Raw genomic sequence first — 18,141 nt, 5'->3', positions numbered from 1 at the left:
AGGAAAAAGATGTTTGTTTATAGGGTTGTAAAATTGATTTATATAAATTTTAAATAGATTCCGAAACAAGTAAATAATGATAACAAATAAAGCAAGCTATTTTGTAATTTTGCAGTTATAAAACTAAATATATGAGTTCAGAAATAAGAGCATTAGAACCTAAACAACTATGGAATAAATTCGCAGATTTAAATGCCGTTCCTCGACCTTCAAAAAAAGAAGAGCGTGTTATTAAATTTATGAAGGATTTTGGTGAAAATCTAGGTTTAGAAACTATTGAAGATGAAGTTGGCAATGTAATTATCCGTAAATCAGCAACAAAAGGAATGGAAGACCGAAAACCAATTGTGATGCAATCACATTTGGATATGGTTCATCAAAAGAATAACGATACTGTTTTTGATTTTGACACACAAGGTATAGAAATGGTTATAGAAGATGATTGGGTAAAAGCAAAAGGAACTACACTTGGAGCAGATAATGGTTTAGGTGTGGCGACTATAATGGCTATTTTAGAAAGTGATACAATTGCGCATCCAGCATTAGAAGCTTTGTTTACTATTGATGAAGAAACAGGAATGACAGGAGCAATGGGTTTAAAAGGAGGTCTTCTAAAAGGTGAGATATTATTAAATCTAGATACTGAAGAAGATGATGAAATAGGTGTAGGTTGTGCTGGTGGAGTAGATGTTACTGCAACGCGTAGCTATAATGAAGAGGAAACCCCTGAGTTTAAGATTGGATATACAGTCGTTGTAAAAGGTTTACAAGGAGGACATTCAGGTATGCAAATTCATGAAGGTTTAGGTAATGCTAATAAAATAATGAGTCGTCTTTTGTTTGATGGTTTTGAAAAATTCGGATTACGTATTTCTGAAATAGATGGAGGAAGTTTACGAAATGCTATTCCAAGAGAAAGTAATGCTATTGTTGTCATTGATGCTATTCATGAAACTGCTTTTGAATCTGAAATTAATGAGCTAGTAAAAACTATTAAATCAGAATTTAAAACTATGGAGCCGGAATTAGAAATTGAAGTTTCTAAAACGACAACTCCAGAAAAAATTATGGACTTAGGAGTTCAAGAAGGTATTACTAGAGCTTTATATGCCGCTTGTAATGGTGTATATCGTATGAGTCCGGATATTAAAGATTTAGTTGAAACATCTAATAATATTGCTAGAGTTATTGTAAAAGAAGGCACTATTAAAATAGGTTGCTTAACACGTAGTTCTGTAGAAAGCTCTAAATTAGATTTAGCAAATACATTACGAGCGACTTTTGAATTAACAGGTTGTGAAGTTGAATTTTCTGGTGATTATCCTGGTTGGGCACCAAATATGGATTCTGATATTTTAAAAGTAATGGTTCCAATTTATGAACGTTTAAACAACGGAGAAAAACCACATGTTGCTGCTTGCCATGCAGGTTTAGAATGTGGGATTTTAGGAACTAACTACCCAGATATGGATATGATTAGCTTTGGACCAAATATTAAAGGGGCACATTCCCCAGATGAGCGTGCACAGATTTCTTCTGCACAGAAGTATTGGAAATTTGTGTTAGAAATTCTAAAGAGTATTCCAAAGAAAGCCTAAATTTCACCTAAATAAAAAGCCACTAATTTCTGATTAAGAACTTAGTGGCTTTTTTATATGCTTATTATTATCTATTAGAGTGCTATTGATAAACTTAAAATTAATTGATCCGGTCTAGTATCAATTCTACTAGTAACATCAGAACCAAGATTGTTATCTAAGAATGTAGCTTCATTATTATTAAAACCTCTTTCATATCTCAGATCAATACCAACTTTATTGAAATTTATTCCAATACCAAAATTTAAACCTACAGAGAAATCATCTTCAACATTATCAATACTAATACCCTCGAATTCTGTGTCTAAAATGTATTGAAGTGATGGCCCTCCAAAAACACTGATTGGCCCCAAAACTCTTATTCCAACTAAAAGTGGAGCATCAATCTTCTTCACGGAAAATTCATCGCTGTCGTAATCACTTTTTGTAGCGGTATAAACTAATTCTGGTCTAAAATAGAGCTTTTCACCTATTTTTCCGAAAACACCAATATGGTAGCCTATGTTTCGGTCTGGGTTTTTGGCATTATCGCCTATAGCTTCAAAATAGTCTCCATTTGCACTATAGTTTAAACCACCTTTAAAACCAAAGCCACTACCACTTTGGGCACTTAAACTAAAACTAATAAATGCTAAAACTGCAGCTAAAAATGCTGACTTTTTCAAATTTTTCATAATGTTCGTTTTTAAGATTAGTATGCAGTTTCAAAAACGATGCCAAAACGAATTTATTTTCTTTTTAATACCTTTTTTACTGCTTTTTGTATCGCATCACTGTTTAAACCATACTTATTCATAAGCTGAGCAGGTGTCCCAGATTCGCCAAATGTATCATTAGTAGCGACAAATTCTTGTGGAGTTGGATTATGTAGAGCTAAAACTCTAGCTACACTTTCTCCGAGACCACCTAAATGATTATGTTCTTCAGCTGTTACTATACATCCTGTTTTAGAAACCGAATCTAAAATAGCTTTATCATCTAAAGGTTTTATAGTATGGATATTTATAACTTCAGCTGAAATTCCTGCTTCATTAAGGGCTTTAGAAGCTTCCAAAGCTTCCCAAACTAAATGACCTGTAGCTACAATAGTGACATCTGTACCTTCAGTAAATTTAATGGCTTTACCAATTTCAAACTTTTGATCGGCTGGAGTGAAAATTGGTACAGAAGGACGTCCAAATCTTAAATATACTGGTCCATTATGTTCTGCAATAGCAATAGTTGCTGCTTTAGTTTGATTGTAATCACAAGGATTAATAACAACCATTCCTGGTAGCATTTTCATTAAACCAATATCTTCTAATATTTGATGCGTTGCTCCATCTTCACCTAAAGTTAAACCAGCATGAGAAGCACATATTTTTACGTTTTTGCCAGAATAAGCAATTGACTGTCTAATTTGATCATAAACTCTACCTGTCGAAAAATTTGCAAATGTACCTGTGAAAGGAATTTTCCCTCCAATGGTTAAACCTGCCGCTATTCCCATCATGTTTGCTTCAGCTATTCCTACTTGAAAGAAACGTTCAGGATTTTCATCAATAAATTGATTCATCTTTAAAGATCCAATAAGGTCTGCACATAATGCAACAACATTGGGATTGGTGCGTCCTAATTCTGCTAAACCAGCTCCAAAACCGCTTCTTGTATCTTTTTTTTCTGTGTAAGTGTATGTTTTCATTCTGTTATTTTGTAACTATGGTTAAGAGTAATTGTTTTAGTATTGGTATTTATTTTATGTGCTTCAATAATGGTTTTCCCATCATCAGAAATATTGAGTATAAGTCCGTTTGGAAAATTAAGTGCTTTCATTTCTGAGTTTTCCTCTGCAGCAAAAAAGAATGAAAGAAAATTATCAAATAACTTAGTGTTATCAACTTTTAGTTCTTTATCAACTCCAACATATACGCTATCATCTGGCTTGTTGCTAGGAAATAGAATGTACATCTCTGTCTCACGATCTAATACTTTAATTGTATCTCCTGTGGTTTCAGATTGTAGTTCAAACGTTTCACTTGGTTTATTAGAATTACGAATAGGCACTATAGCGTCTAAGGCTACGTTCATATAAATTTCATTGTCGCCAGAACTAAAGAATAAAGTGATTTTCAACTTTTCAGTATCTAAAATTATCCCTATTTCAGCATCTTTTAAAAGTTCTTCTTTTCCTCTAAACATAGAACGCCCTAAATCTTTTGCAAGATATTCGCTATCGGTCCATAAGTATCTACCATCTTTGTCAAACCCAATAGTAATAGTATCAACTTCAGTTTTGTTCTTCTTTGGAACAAGATAATCTACAGTATAATCAATAGTAATATTTTTTTCTTGAGAATAGCAGAGACCTATACAAAATATTAATAAGTACGTTAGTATTTTATTCATATTAATAATCTCCTAAAGTTTCAGCATTTTGAGCTAATCCTATAGCTAATTGTTCATCGTTTGGTGCTTTACCATGCCATGCATGTGTATGCATCATAAAATCAATACCATTACCCATTACAGTTTTTAGCAAAACACAAATAGGTTTTCCATTACCTGTTAATGATTTTGCTTCTTTTAAACCATTTAAAACAGCCTCTAAGTTATTACCTTCTTCAATTTCAAGAACAGTCCAACCAAAAGCTTCAAACTTAGCTTTAATGCTACCCATTGGTAAAACATCATCTGTAGCTCCATCTATCTGCTTCCCATTTAAATCAACTGTAGCGATAAGGTTATCTACTCTTTTTGCAGAGGCATACATAATAGCTTCCCAATTTTGGCCCTCTTGTAATTCACCATCACCATGTAGACTATAAACTAAGTGCTTATCGTTATTAAGTTTCTTTGCTTGTGCTGCGCCTATAGCAACTGACATACCTTGCCCTAATGAACCTGAAGCAATTCTTATTCCTGGTAATCCTTCATGGGTTGTTGGATGTCCTTGTAAACGCGAATCTATTAATCTAAAGGTGTTTAATTCATCTACAGAGAAATAACCAGACCTTGCCAGTACACTATAATAGACAGGTGAGATATGACCGTTAGAAAGGAAAAATAAATCCTCACCTTTTCCGTCCATATCAAAACCATCATTTCTATCCATGATCTCTTGGTACAGTGAAACAAAAAATTCGGCACAGCCTAAGGAGCCTCCTGGATGACCAGAATTGACTTTATGTACCATTCGTAAAATATCTCTACGAACTTGAGTTGTTAAATCTTCTAATTCTTGAATGTTTGGCATGTTATGTTGCTTATAATTTAAGCCACAAAAATAGCCTTTTACATAAGCCTTTCAAAAGTTGAAAGCAGTCACTTATTAACGATTTTATGGATTTGCTAACAATTTTTATTTTTAATTAAGATTGAATGACATGGAGTTAATTATATTTGCCACCAGACTTACAATTAATGAAATTTCAGAGATTAGCAAACGATAAAGCTACCAAAGCCAGAGCGGGATCAATTACTACAGATCATGGTGTAATTGAGACTCCTATTTTTATGCCAGTTGGTACTGTTGCATCTGTTAAAGGTGTGCATCAGAGAGAATTAAAAAATGATATCAATCCAGATATTATTTTAGGGAATACTTATCATTTATATTTAAGACCACAAACACCAATTCTTGAAAAAGCAGGTGGACTTCATAAATTTATGAATTGGGATCGTAATATTCTTACTGATTCAGGAGGTTATCAGGTTTATTCATTATCTGCCAATCGAAAAATAAAAGAAGAAGGAGTAAAGTTTAAGTCGCATATCGATGGAAGCTATCACGTTTTTACACCAGAGAATGTAATGGAGGTGCAAAGAAGTATAGGTGCAGATATCATAATGGCATTTGATGAGTGTACTCCTTATCCTTGTGATTATAATTATGCAAAGCGTTCTATGCACATGACACATCGTTGGCTAGAACGTTGCCTTACACATTTAAAGAAAACACCTTTAAAATACGATTATGAACAGACGTTTTTCCCGATTGTACAAGGAAGTACATATAAAGATTTAAGGAAACAATCTGCTGAATATATTGCAAATGCAGGCGCAGAAGGAAATGCTATAGGTGGACTCTCAGTTGGTGAACCTGCCGAAGAAATGTATGCAATGACTGATGTTGTTTGTAGTATTCTACCCGAAGATAAACCGCGTTACCTAATGGGAGTTGGGACTCCAATCAATATATTAGAAAATATTGCGTTGGGAGTGGATATGTTTGACTGTGTGATGCCTACTCGTAATGCAAGAAATGGAATGCTGTTTACTGCTCATGGTAGTATAAATATTAAAAATTTAAAGTGGGCAGATGACTTTTCTCCAATTGATGAAATGGGAATAACATTTGTTGATACGGAATATAGTAAAGCCTATTTAAGACATTTATTCACCGTTAATGAGTTATTAGGAAAACAAATTGCAACCATACATAATTTAGGATTCTATTTGTGGTTGACTAGAGAAGCCCGAAAACATATTATTGAAGGTGATTTTGGTGTTTGGAAAGATAAAATGGTAAAACAAATGGATAAGAGGTTGTAATAAGTGAAAATACTCGATTGGTACATATTGAAGCGGTATTTATTTACATTTCTAATGATGTTACTACTATTTATACCTATTGGTATAACCGTAGATCTATCAGAGAAAGTAGGTAAGATTTTGGAAAATAAAGCTCCTTTTGATGAGACTGCAATGTATTATGTAGATTTTACGGTATACTTCGCCAATTTATTATTTCCTTTATTTTTATTTCTCTCTGTAATATGGTTTACGTCAAAGCTAGCTAACAATACTGAGATTGTAGCTTTTTTAAGTTCTGGTGTTTCGTTTTCTAGATTTTTACGTCCTTATTTAATAGGTGCAACTATTGTAGCAGGATTCGCTTTGTTTTTGGGTATGTATTTAGCGCCAATTGCGAGTCAAGGATTTAATGAGTTTAAATTTAAATATCTAAAGAAGAATAAAAAAATTCAACAAACTCTACATGTTTACCAACAAATTAATGATTACGATTATATCTATGTAAGCAACTATATACCAGATAGAAAAGTAGGCATGAATTTTACTTATGAGCATTTTGAAGGCAATGAACTTCAATACAAAATATTTGCTGATAATATAAGATATGTTGAAGAAGATTCTAGTTATAGATTGAGAAATTATATAAAGCGTTCTTTTGAAAATAGTACCGAAACTGTTGAGACAAAAAGAAATCTTAATATAAAATTTCCTTTTGAACTCGAAGATTTAACACCTCTTGAATATGCAGCTGAAACCAAATCTTATGGAGACCTTTTAAAATTTATTGAAGCAGAGAGACGAAGAGGTTCACCTAATATAGGAAGATATGAAGTTGTAAAGTTGAAGAAATGGAGTTTGCCAGTTTCAATATTTATTCTTACCATTATTGCAGTTGCTGTATCATCGGTTAAACGTCGAGGTGGTATGGGAGCAAATCTAGCTGTTGGTATTGCAATTGCCATGATTTATGTCTTCTTTGATAAAATTTTTGGAGTTATGGCTGAGCAATCTAACTTTAATCCTATTATAGCTGTATGGTTTCCTAATGTAATATTTGGTATTTTAGCAGTATATCTTCTACAAAATGCCAAACGCTAAACTTAAGCATTACTTACATTTACATCTACTTGTCTTTATTGCTGGTTTTACAGCCATTCTCGGAGAACTTATAACTATAGGTTCATTAGAATTGGTTTGGTATAGAATGGCTATTGCTGGTATTTTAATGTTTATTTACATTAAAATTATAAAACTGAATATAAAAGTTACCAAGAAGAGTTTTTGGCAATTTTCAGCTGCAGGTATTATTATAGCCTTACATTGGATTACTTTTTTTGAAGCTATAAACCAAGCTAATGTATCTATTGCATTAGCCATGTTTTCGTCCGGAGCGTTTTTCGCTTCCTTTATAGAGCCTATTTTTTTTAAACGACGTATACTAGCTTATGAAATCCTCTTTGGTATTATAGTAATAGTTGGTGTTGTTTTAATTACGAGCAGTGAAATGGGTTATATAAATGGAATTATTTTGGGATTACTATCCGCTTTATTTTCAACTTTATTCGCTGTTATTAATGGACGATTTATAGAGCGTTATAATGCTACAGTTATTTCATTTTATGAATTTATAAGTGGTGTTGTATTCTTAACTATATTTATTCTAGCAGCTGGGAACACATTTAATGCAGAATTTTTTTCATTGTCTAATTCTGATTGGATTTACATTTTTATTTTAGCATCAGTTTGTACAGCTTATGCTTTTATAGGTGCAGTTGAAGTGATGCGTTATATAAGTCCTTTTACTGTAATTTTAAGCTATAATTTAGAGCCAATTTATGGCATAGCAATCGCTTTAGTTTTATTTCCAGAGACCGAGAAAATGTCACCTCAGTTTTATATAGGTGCATGTCTTGTTTTAGTCACTGTTTTATTTGATGCTATATTCAAAAACTATAAGAGACGAAAAAGCAAAACAACTAATATTACCGATTAAAGTTTTTATATTTGTAGCCAACTAACTAACTAACTAAACAAAAAATAACTTCAAATTGTATGGAATATTTAGAGTTTGAATTACCCATAAAAGAACTAGAAGATCAACTAGATAAATGTCAGATTATAGGAAAAGAAAGTGATGTTGATGTCACTGAAACTTGTAAGCAGATAGAAAAGAAATTAGCTGAAGCTAAAAAAGATATATATAAAAATTTAACAGCTTGGCAACGCGTTCAGTTGTCTCGTCATCCAAACAGACCATATACATTAGATCATATTAAAGCGCTGAGTGGTGATTCTTTTTTAGAATTGCATGGAGACAGAAATGTTAAAGATGATAAAGCAATGATTGGCGGTTTAGGAAAAATTGATGATCAATCTTATATGTTTATAGGTCAGCAAAAGGGATTTAATACTAAAACTAGACAGTATCGTAATTTCGGTATGTCTAACCCAGAAGGTTATCGTAAAGCTTTACGTTTAATGAAATCTGCTGAAAAATTTGGGATACCTGTAGTAACTTTAATAGATACACCAGGCGCTTATCCTGGTTTAGAAGCTGAAGAGCGTGGTCAAGGTGAAGCAATAGCAAGAAATATTTTAGAAATGGCACGTTTAAAAGTGCCAATTATAACTGTTATTATTGGTGAAGGAGCTTCAGGTGGAGCCTTAGGAATTGGTGTTGGTGATAAAGTTATGATGTTAGAAAATACATGGTATTCTGTTATCTCACCAGAGTCTTGTTCTTCAATTTTGTGGAGAAGTTGGGAATATAAAGAACAGGCAGCTGAAGCATTAAAGTTAACAGCTAAGGATATGAAGCGCATGAAACTTGTGGATCAAATTATAAAAGAACCTATTGGTGGAGCGCACAGAGATAGAGAAAAGGCATTTTCGGCTGTAAGGGATGCTATTGTAAAGTCTTATGATGCACTTAAAAACTTATCACCAAAAGATTTAGTGAATCAGCGTATGGAAAAATATGATCAAATGGGAGTCTATAAAGACTAAATCCACTAAACATAGGCAACAAAAAAAACTGAAGTTTATGCTTCGGTTTTTTTTGGCGCTATTAACAATATATTTTAGTTATTAACAGTTAAATTGTTAACGATCTGTTGAGATTGCTAAACAGCACTTATGCAGTTCGTCGATGTATTTAGTTATTTTTGTTACTTATGAAACAACCCAACCCTATACAAGGCTATAAAGTCGATAAAAGCACAATTATTAATTTAGAAAAAGGTAAAATACCACCTCAAGCAATTGATTTAGAGGAAGTTGTATTGGGTGCAATGATGATTGATAAGAAAGGGGTTGATGAGGTTATTGATATTTTGAGTGCCGAAGCTTTCTATAAAGAAGCTCATAAACACATTTTTGAAGCCATTTTTAAATTATTTGAAAACAGTGAACCTGTTGACTTATTAACGGTTTCTAGCCAGCTTAAGAAGGATGAAAAATTAGATTTAATTGGTGGTGATTTTTACCTCATTTCTTTAACACAACGTGTATCTTCTTCAGCGCACATTGAGTTTCATGCACGTATTATTCTTCAGAAATATATTCAACGTAGTTTGATAAAAATTTCGAGTGAAATTATTGAAGAGGCTTATGATGAAACAAAAGATGTTTTTGACCTGTTAGATAATGCAGAAGCGAAATTGTATGAAGTAACTCAAGGAAACGTCAAGAAATCTACAGAAACGGCACAAAGTTTAGTCATACAAGCTAAGAAAAAGATTGAAGAAATTTCGAATAAAGAGGGTATGAGTGGAATTCCCTCTGGATTTGATAAACTCGATAAGTTAACATCTGGTTGGCAACCATCTGATTTAATTATTGTGGCTGCTCGACCAGGTATGGGTAAAACTGCATTTACGCTTACTATGGCTCGTAATGTTGCCGTAAATAGTAATATTCCTGTAGCATTCTTTTCTTTAGAAATGTCTTCCGTACAGTTAATTACACGTTTAATTTCTAGTGAAACCGGATTGTCTTCAGAAAAATTAAGAACTGGTAAGCTTGAAAAACATGAATGGGAGCAGCTTAATGTAAAGGTGAAAACTTTAGAAAAAGCACCTTTATTTATCGATGATACACCATCGCTTTCAATTTTCGATTTAAGAGCAAAAGCTCGTCGTTTAGCCTCTCAATATGGGATTAAGATGATAATGATTGATTATTTGCAATTAATGACTGCAGGTGGAAGTCAAAAAGGAGGTAATCGTGAACAGGAGATTTCTACAATTTCTCGTAACCTTAAGGCTTTGGCGAAAGAATTGAGTATTCCTGTAATTGCTTTATCTCAGTTATCTCGTGCTGTGGAAACCCGTGGAGGAAGTAAACGTCCTTTATTATCAGATTTACGTGAATCTGGAGCAATTGAGCAAGATGCAGATATTGTATCGTTTATCTATAGACCTGAGTATTACAAGATTGACGAATGGGATGATGAAGAACGTTCTCCTACTGAAGGTCAAGGTGAATTTATAGTTGCTAAACACAGAAATGGTGGATTGGAGAATATAAGATTAAAGTTTATTGGTCATTTAGGTAAATTTGATAATCTAGATGATTTTGATACTCCTTTTGGCGAGTTCCATTCAAAAATGAATGCGGCTGCAAACGATGATACGTTTAAGCCAGATAATTTCCCATCTCCATCTGATGCTTTTGATGGACCTGAGGATGATGGGGTTCCTTTTTAACAGCATTTTAAGGTTTTAAAAGCGGTTTTTTGACTTATCTTTACTTTCTGCTATTAAAAAGAAATTTGCCTCATGTTAGATCAAAGACGTACAACTAATGTCCTACTGTTAATTATAGTAGTACCTCTTGTTTTTTATTTACTTAAAATATTATCCTTTATATTTATTCCATTAATATTTTCAATGTTTATAGCATTACTATTTCTACCAATAATGCGCTGGTTGGGAAGACGTAAAGTACCAAAATTTGTAAGCATAATTATTGTACTTCTTTTAGTAGCAGGAGGTTTAAAAATTGGTTTTGAATTAATTCAATTATCTAGTAAACAAATTTTAGCAAATAACACCGAATTTTTATCAAAAGCTGAAGTGAAATTAGCAGATCTTAAAGTGTATCTTCATGATAGTTTTGGTATTGTATTTGAACAGGATAAGAACTTCATTGGACAGTTTTTTGAAAAAGAAAATTTAGGAACAACATTAGGTTTTTTGAATTCATTTTTAACAAGCTTACTAATGACAGTGTTTTTTGTTGTGCTATGGTTGGCAGAATCTATAAATGTTCAGAAACTTTTAAATAACACTTTGCTTAAACGAAAACATACGTCTGTAAAAACCTTTTTGAAGATTGAAAAGGATCTAATTAAGTTCATTAAGGTTAAGTTCTTAGTGAGTGCATTAACTGGCATTTTTACTGGTTTAATGTGTGTGTTCTTTGATGTAAGTTTTCCAATTTTTTGGGGATTATTTGCTTTTGCTATAAACTTTGTGCAAATGGTAGGCTCTTTTATATCTGTAATATTGTTATCTATTTTTGCGTTTGTTGAGTTTGATCCAACAAGTACACTCTTCTTTTTTATGTTAGCTATTACTTTAGTTCAAGTAACATTTGGAGCAATTTTAGAACCAATTTTTATGGGTAAATCTTTTTCTATAAATGTTATTGCTGTATTAGTGATGCTCATGTTTTGGGGCTTTCTATGGGGAATTCCAGGCTTAATTATGGCTATACCAATTACAGTATTCATTAAAATTATTTTAGAGCAATTTCCGAGTACAAAAATTATAGCAAGTTTATTATCTGGAAAAGAAACACGGCCTAGTAAACTCTAGTCCTCTATAAAAGAACCATCAAGATAGGTAACACAAAAACGGCCTTCAGTAATTTCATAAGTACCAACTCCATCAAGCTCAGGCAATGCAGTGCAACTAAATGTGCCCATTAGAAAATTAGTTTCTGGATTATGTATTAATACAGTTACTGAACCATCTCCGTAATGAAAATCTTGAAAGCTTGGCGAATAATCAAAACCTGTAAATGAAGAATCTTGACTTAAACTGTATGTTCCAGGAGTTGCATTATATCTTACGGATATGAATATTTCTTCATTCTGTTGATCTCTCGCAAGAAGTCCTATCCATCCAAAATTATTAATACCTGGTACAATTTGAACATCTACAAATTCAACTCCATCCACTTTAGCAAAAAAGTCATTAGCTTTTGTAAAAAGAATGTTTTCGAATATGCCATTACTAAACTCCTTAGTACCATTAACTTCATCATAAGCTGTAAAATTAAAAGTTCCAGAAATAACGGAGTTAAAATAATCAATTTTAGTAATAGTAATTTCTCCTTGTGCCTCGTTAGAAGGATTAACAGACTGCCAAGCGTTTAAACTATTACTATCTGGTGAATACAGCCCAATATTTAGTTGGTTATTATTTGCAGAAACTCCCAAACTATAAGTTCCTTGACTTGTAGCATTTACTATTAGTTCTACGGTTTCCTCATTTGTGCCTCGTATACCTTTTATAGATATTTGACCTTGCTCTATGCTTGCCTCAGCAGAGTCAGCAAAAAAAGTTGAGCCATCAAAATCAACCTGAAAATAAGAGGAAAGTTCACAATCCCCTAAGTTATCTAAAAGCATTGAAATTTCACTATTATCATCTGGACAAGCCGAGATATAGTCTTCTAATGCGTCTCTATATTCTTGACAGTATAAATTGTAATTAGCTGCATTAACATCATCAAAATTAGATTCAGCTAATGTTAAATTTTCATTTGCCTCTTCACAAGAAATTTGAGTATTGAAATCTAAAGGACCTTCATAAGGCTCATTTTCACATGATATGAACACTGAAATAATGCTAAAAACTAATATTTTGAATTTTCTATTCACACTAATCAAGAAAGTACTTAGATATTAACTTATAATGAATACAGCTATACAAGATACAAACTTTATAAGTATAAGTTCAATAGAATAATAACTTAAAAGAATTATAAAATAGATGATGTTAGGTTAAAATTTAATTATATTTAGTTCTAAATCTATGAACTTGAAAAAAATTGCATTAATTATAATTACGCTTTTCTTGAGTGTAAATTCATATGCATCTTACATACTTATTCCTATGGATGCTGAGACTCAAGAGAATCATTTGAAAGCATATGGTGTAACCTATTGGACACTAGAACGCGAACTTAAAGTTAAATGGTTACTCAACTATAGAGGTGGTTCATTCTTATTACCAGACGCAGAAATCATTCAACGTGAATGTCAAATTAGAGGGGTTAGTTTTGAGGTTATCTCAGATTCTAAAGCCACTAAAATCTTAGAAGATATTGCCAGCCCTGCAGTAAATCAAGAAGCCGTAGTTTTAGAAAAAGCACCAAAAATTGCAGTATATACACCTTATGGGAAACAGCCTTGGGATGATGCTGTAACAATGGTATTGACATATGCTGAAATTCCTTATGAAACTATTTATGATGAAGAGGTCTTAAAAGACGAATTGCTCTTATATGATTGGTTACATTTACATCACGAGGATTTTACGGGTCAATATGGTAAGTTTTATAGATCATATCGTTCTGCAGCTTGGTATATTGAAGAAAAGAAAAATGCTGAAGAATTGGCAAATCGTCTTGGCTATAGTAAAGTTTCTGACGCTAAATTAGATGTAGCACTTAAAATAAGAGATTATGTAGTTGGTGGTGGTTTTATGTTTGCAATGTGTTCTGCGACGGATAGTTTTGATATTGCACTTTCTGCAGAGAATGTAGATATCTGTGAGCCTATGTTTGATGGAGATGGAAGTGACCCAGGTTACCAAAATAAAATAGATTTCACTAATACATTTGCTTTTAAAGATTATGTATTAGAACGAAGCCCAAATGTTTATGAATTCTCTTCGATAGATATGACTCGGAAACGTCAGATACCATATACTACAGATTATTTTTCATTGATGGAGTATTCTGCAAAATGGGATCCAATCCCTACGATGTTAACCCAAAATCATACAGCTTTAGTTAAAGGTTTTATGGGGCAAACAACGTCTTTTTCTAGAGATCAAATAAAGTCGAATGTATTAGTTATGGGAGAAAATAGAACTAATGGTGAAGCTAAATACATTCATGGTATAAAAGGAAAAGGCTTCTTCACCTTTTATGGTGGTCACGACCCAGAAGATTATACTCATAGAGTTGGAGATCCGAAAACAGAATTAGATTTACACCCAACTTCACCGGGTTATCGTTTGATTTTGAATAATGTTTTATTTCCTGCTGCTAAAAAGAAAAAGCAGAAAACTTGATTCTTGTCAATGAACATAAGATTAAAAGTATTATTAGAATTAGTATTTACATCAATTATATTTTGGGTAATTGCTTTTTTTCTTTTTTCCCTTATAAGATATAATGGTATTGAAGAAGAGTTAAGTCTTTTTTCAGATGATGTTTTAAACTTGCCTATTAGAGCCTACTATGAGTTTGCTATAATAGTTGGTTTTTTATTGGGTCTTGTATATGCTATCATTGAGTTTTTATTTGATATTTTTATTAGTAAAAGACTTGCTTTAGGAATTAGTATACTTGTAAAATCTATAATTTATTTTGTTTTAATTATAGTCTTACTGAGTACCATATCTTTATTAGTCGAAGAGCAGATAGATATAGATTTGCCAAATGAAAGAGGTTGGTGGAGAAGAGATCCATTCTTTTGGACCACGGTTATTTACTCTATTACAAGTTCTATTGTTTTCTCTTTGATAAGGATTGCTAATGACAAATTTGGAAGAGGTATTTTTATTAATGTTCTTATTGGAAAATATAGAAAACCTCAAGAAGAGGAAAGAATCTTAATGTTTTTAGATCTAAAAGATTCGACTAAAATTGCGGAGAAGTTAGGGCATATTGAGTATAGTAAATTCATTCAAGATTGTTTTATAGATTTAAATAGGATCCTTAGTAGGTTTGAAGCAGAAGTTTATCAATATGTTGGTGATGAAGCCGTGTTGAGTTGGTTGCCAAAAAAAGGCTTCAAAAATAATAATTGTATTAGTATGTTTTTCGCTTTTGAAAAGAGATTAAACAAAAGAGAGGATTACTATGCTAAAAAATACAATCATAAACCAGAGTTTAAAGCTGGTATACATTGTGGGAAAATAATGGTAACTGAAGTTCGTTATGTAAAAAAAGAAATAGCTTATCATGGAGATGTCATTAATACTGCAGCGAGATTACAAAAGTTATGTAATACCTATAATAAATCTCTTTTAGTGTCAAAAAGTGTGCTTAATAATCTGAGTATTTCTGAAACTCATTACCAATTATTGTCTAATGGTATTGCGCTTAAAGGAAAGAAAGATACAGTTGAAGTTTACGCATTATAATATAAACTATGAATAACAAAAAATCCGATTCTAATGAATCGGATTTATTAAGCGAAATGTTGTTATTAATTTGGCTAAAAGCCTTATTTTACTTTGTTAACTATAGCTTCAAAAGCTTCTGGGTGATTCATAGCTAAATCTGCAAGAACCTTACGATTCAATTCGATTTTATTGGCTTTTAATTTTCCCATGAACTTTGAATAGCTCATTCCATGTTGTCTTGCACCTGCATTAATACGCATAATCCATAACGCACGGAATGTTCTCTTTTTATTTCTACGGTCTCTGTACGAATATTGCATCGCTTTGTCAACCGCATTCTTTGCTACTGTCCAAACGTTTTTACGTCTTCCGAAGTAACCTTTTGCTTGCTTAAGAACTTTTTTTCTTCTAGCTCTTTTTGCAACTGAATTTACTGATCTTGGCATTTCTTTAATTGTTTTTTGTAGTAGGCGACCAAATTTTGGTACTTGCTAAATAATTTTGCCTAACTCCAGGGTTTATAAATTGTTTTAACCTATTAAAACTGTATTACTTTAAACGTAACATTGTTTTAATGTTATCCTCATCTGATTTATGTACTAAACCATCGTGAGTTAACTTAAGCTTACGCTTTTTAGATTTTTTTGTCAATATATGACTCTTAAAAGCATGCTTTCTTTTAATCTTACCAGTGCCAGTTAGTTTGAAACGTTTCTTAGCACTCGATTTTGTTTTCATTTTAGGCATTTTCTCCTATTTTTAATTACGTTTCGCTTATTATCGTTTTGCTGAATCAACAGCTCTTTTATTTCTTTTTTGGTGCGATGAACATAATCATTCGCTTACCTTCTAACTTTGGCATTTGTTCTACCTTGCCATATTCTTCAAGATCTTGAGCTAATCTTAATAATAAAATTTGACCTTGCTCTTTAAAGACAATGGATCGTCCTTTAAAAAATACAAAAGCTTTGAGCTTTGCTCCATCTTTTAAGAACTTAACGGCATGTTTTTTCTTAAATTCATAGTCATGGTCATCCGTATTAGGTCCAAACCGAATTTCTTTAACTACAACTTTGGTAGCTTTAGATTTCAAAGCTTTATCTCTTTTCTTTTGTTCGTAAAGGAATTTTTTATAATCCATTACTTTACAAACGGGCGGTTTCGCATTTGGCGAAATCTCAACAAGATCTAAACCTTGTTCATCGGCGATGTTTAGAGCTTGTTTAGTAGGATATACACCAATTTCAACATTATCTCCAACAAGTCGAACTTCTTCAGCTCTAATTTTAGAATTAATATTGTGTTGATCTTCTTTGACCACACGTCTATTAAAATTCCTTCTTCTACGTATTGCTATGACTTATATATTTAAATTAAACGTTATTTATTTAAAAGTTTTTAGGCTTTTATTTACTCTATCTTTTACAATATTTATAAATTCATTTACAGTAATTGTGCCAAGATCTTCACCACCATGTTGACGTACAGTTATTGTATTATCTTTTTCTTCTTGCTCACCAAGGATAATCATAAACGGGAACTTTTGCATTTCTGCTTCACGAATTTTCTTACCTACAGTTTCATTTCTATTGTCTGCAAGGGCGCGAATTTCGTCATTTTCCATCAAATTTAAAACTTTTTCCGCGTATTTTTCATATTTCTCACTAATCGAGATAATAATTGCTTGTTCTGGCATTAACCAAAGTGGGAAGTTTCCGCCCGTGTGTTCTAGTAAAATCGCTACAAAACGTTCTAAACTACCAAAGGGTGCACGATGAATCATAACAGGTCTATGCATTTCATTATCACTACCTTTATAAGTTAAATCAAAACGCTCTGGTAAATTGTAATCTACTTGTATTGTGCCCAATTGCCATTGTCGTCCAAGAGCATCATTTACCATAAAATCTAACTTTGGTCCATAAAAAGCAGCTTCTCCTGTTTCTACAACATAATTTAAACCTTTGTCAATTGCAGCATTTAAGATAGCTTGCTCTGCTTTATCCCAGTTTTCATCACTACCTATATACTTTTCTGGTTTTTCAGGGTCTCTTAATGATACTTGTGCCTTAAAATCTTCAAAACCTAATGAGCCAAATACATATAAGACTAAATCAATAACTTCTTTAAATTCTGCATCTAATTGATCTGGCGTACAAAAAATATGTGCGTCATCCTGAGTAAACCCTCTTACACGTGTTAAACCATGAAGTTCACCACTTTGTTCATATCTATATACTGTACCAAATTCTGCAAAACGTTTTGGTAAATCTTTATATGAAAAAGGTTTACTATTATATATTTCACAATGATGTGGGCAATTCATAGGTTTAAGTAAAAACTCTTCACCTTCAGCTGGGGTATTAATAGGTTGAAAACTGTCTTCACCATATTTAGCAAAGTGGCCAGAAGTGACATATAGATCTTTATTGCCAATATGAGGTGTTACAACCATTTCATAACCAGCCTTCTTTTGGGCAGCTTTAAGGAAATTTTCTAAGCGTTCTCGTAAAGCTGCTCCTTTAGGTAGCCATAACGGTAAACCTTGCCCTACTTTTTGAGAAAAAGTAAATAGTTCAAGTTCTTTACCAAGTTTTCTATGATCTCGCTTTTTTGCTTCCTCTAATAAGTGGAGATATTCAGTAAGTTCTTTTTGTTTGGGA

The 18,141-nt window shown here is 32.4% G+C and carries 18 protein-coding genes (1 of these 18 only partly in view); 9 read left to right on the top strand and 9 right to left on the bottom strand.

What is annotated here, in order from left to right; genetic code table 11:
- Positions 1-131: 131 nt before the first annotated feature.
- The gene (locus WPG_RS01285) at positions 132-1,598 is read left to right on the top strand and encodes an aminoacyl-histidine dipeptidase (protein WP_045468350.1); all 1,467 of its coding nucleotides are present in this window, start codon (positions 132-134) and stop codon (positions 1,596-1,598) included.
- Positions 1,599-1,672: 74 nt separating this feature from the next.
- Here WPG_RS01285 and WPG_RS01280 read toward each other — a convergent pair whose 3' ends face one another.
- Genes WPG_RS01280 through WPG_RS01265 form a run of 4 tightly spaced genes read right to left on the bottom strand, consistent with a single transcriptional unit; the run spans position 1,673 to position 4,830 of the window.
- Positions 1,673-2,272: an outer membrane beta-barrel protein gene (locus WPG_RS01280; protein ID WP_045468347.1), complete on the bottom strand. Its 600-nt coding sequence runs from the start codon at positions 2,270-2,272 to the stop codon at positions 1,673-1,675.
- 53 nt (positions 2,273-2,325) lie between these two features.
- The gene (locus WPG_RS01275; RefSeq protein ID WP_045468343.1) at positions 2,326-3,279 is read right to left on the bottom strand and encodes a transketolase family protein; all 954 of its coding nucleotides are present in this window, start codon (positions 3,277-3,279) and stop codon (positions 2,326-2,328) included.
- Positions 3,276-3,983: a hypothetical protein gene (locus WPG_RS01270; RefSeq protein ID WP_045468340.1), complete on the bottom strand. Its 708-nt coding sequence runs from the start codon at positions 3,981-3,983 to the stop codon at positions 3,276-3,278. The genes WPG_RS01275 and WPG_RS01270 overlap by 4 nt, the downstream gene beginning before the upstream one ends.
- Before the next feature lies 1 nt (position 3,984).
- Positions 3,985-4,830, bottom strand: a complete 846-nt coding sequence (locus tag WPG_RS01265; RefSeq protein WP_045468336.1) for a transketolase — start codon at positions 4,828-4,830, stop codon at positions 3,985-3,987.
- A 167-nt stretch (positions 4,831-4,997) separates the two neighbouring features.
- Here WPG_RS01265 and tgt point away from each other — a divergent pair, with 167 nt between their 5' ends.
- The 6 genes from tgt (at position 4,998) to WPG_RS01235 (ending at position 11,929) form a co-directional block, all read left to right on the top strand.
- A complete protein-coding gene (gene tgt, locus WPG_RS01260) occupies positions 4,998-6,128 on the top strand; it encodes a tRNA guanosine(34) transglycosylase Tgt (RefSeq protein ID WP_045468333.1) in 1,131 nt (376 codons plus the stop codon).
- 3 nt (positions 6,129-6,131) lie between these two features.
- Positions 6,132-7,208, top strand: coding sequence for an LptF/LptG family permease (locus WPG_RS01255; protein ID WP_084221494.1), 1,077 nt, complete (start codon positions 6,132-6,134; stop codon positions 7,206-7,208).
- A complete protein-coding gene (locus WPG_RS01250; RefSeq protein WP_045468327.1) occupies positions 7,195-8,103 on the top strand; it encodes a DMT family transporter in 909 nt (302 codons plus the stop codon). Before WPG_RS01255 ends, WPG_RS01250 begins: the two co-directional genes overlap by 14 nt.
- Before the next feature lie 59 nt (positions 8,104-8,162).
- Positions 8,163-9,116, top strand: coding sequence for an acetyl-CoA carboxylase carboxyltransferase subunit alpha (locus WPG_RS01245; RefSeq protein WP_045468324.1), 954 nt, complete (start codon positions 8,163-8,165; stop codon positions 9,114-9,116).
- Positions 9,117-9,283: 167 nt separating this feature from the next.
- Positions 9,284-10,816 carry a replicative DNA helicase gene (gene dnaB / locus WPG_RS01240; RefSeq protein WP_045468321.1) on the top strand — a complete coding sequence of 511 codons (1,533 nt, stop codon included), beginning with the start codon at positions 9,284-9,286 and terminating at the stop codon, positions 10,814-10,816.
- 72 nt (positions 10,817-10,888) lie between these two features.
- Positions 10,889-11,929: an AI-2E family transporter gene (locus WPG_RS01235; RefSeq protein WP_045468319.1), complete on the top strand. Its 1,041-nt coding sequence runs from the start codon at positions 10,889-10,891 to the stop codon at positions 11,927-11,929.
- Here the strand turns inward: WPG_RS01235 and WPG_RS01230 are convergent.
- Entirely contained in the window at positions 11,926-12,957 is a 1,032-nt protein-coding gene (locus WPG_RS01230; RefSeq protein ID WP_045468316.1) for a DUF6252 family protein, read from the bottom strand. The genes WPG_RS01235 and WPG_RS01230 overlap by 4 nt on opposite strands.
- Positions 12,958-13,234: 277 nt before the next feature.
- Here WPG_RS01230 and WPG_RS01225 point away from each other — a divergent pair, with 277 nt between their 5' ends.
- On the top strand, positions 13,235-14,419 hold the full coding sequence (locus WPG_RS01225; protein ID WP_045475027.1) for a hypothetical protein: 1,185 nt from the start codon (positions 13,235-13,237) through the stop codon (positions 14,417-14,419).
- A gap of 9 nt (positions 14,420-14,428) precedes the next feature.
- Positions 14,429-15,496, top strand: coding sequence for an adenylate/guanylate cyclase domain-containing protein (locus WPG_RS01220; RefSeq protein WP_045468313.1), 1,068 nt, complete (start codon positions 14,429-14,431; stop codon positions 15,494-15,496).
- 83 nt (positions 15,497-15,579) lie between these two features.
- On the opposite strand, the gene rplT is transcribed toward WPG_RS01220, so the two are convergent.
- The 4 genes from rplT to thrS all read right to left on the bottom strand — a co-directional run.
- Positions 15,580-15,924, bottom strand: a complete 345-nt coding sequence (gene rplT, locus WPG_RS01215; RefSeq protein WP_045468311.1) for a 50S ribosomal protein L20 — start codon at positions 15,922-15,924, stop codon at positions 15,580-15,582.
- 103 nt (positions 15,925-16,027) lie between these two features.
- Complete coding sequence (gene rpmI, locus WPG_RS01210; RefSeq protein WP_045468309.1) at positions 16,028-16,225, bottom strand: 50S ribosomal protein L35; 198 nt, start codon at positions 16,223-16,225, stop codon at positions 16,028-16,030.
- 58 nt (positions 16,226-16,283) lie between these two features.
- Entirely contained in the window at positions 16,284-16,799 is a 516-nt protein-coding gene (gene infC / locus WPG_RS01205; RefSeq protein ID WP_231850234.1) for a translation initiation factor IF-3, read from the bottom strand.
- Between the two features lie 63 nt (positions 16,800-16,862).
- Positions 16,863-18,141, bottom strand: the 3' portion of a protein-coding gene (gene thrS, locus WPG_RS01200) for a threonine--tRNA ligase (RefSeq protein WP_045468307.1). The gene runs 662 nt beyond the window's last position; the window shows 1,279 of its 1,941 coding nt (coding positions 663-1,941); the start codon falls outside the window, past its right edge — the gene reads right to left on this strand; its stop codon occupies positions 16,863-16,865.

Origin of the sequence: Winogradskyella sp. PG-2, assembly GCF_000828715.1 — a bacterium.
GTDB lineage: Bacteria > Bacteroidota > Bacteroidia > Flavobacteriales > Flavobacteriaceae > Winogradskyella.
This window is presented reverse-complemented; position numbering and strand designations above follow the sequence as displayed.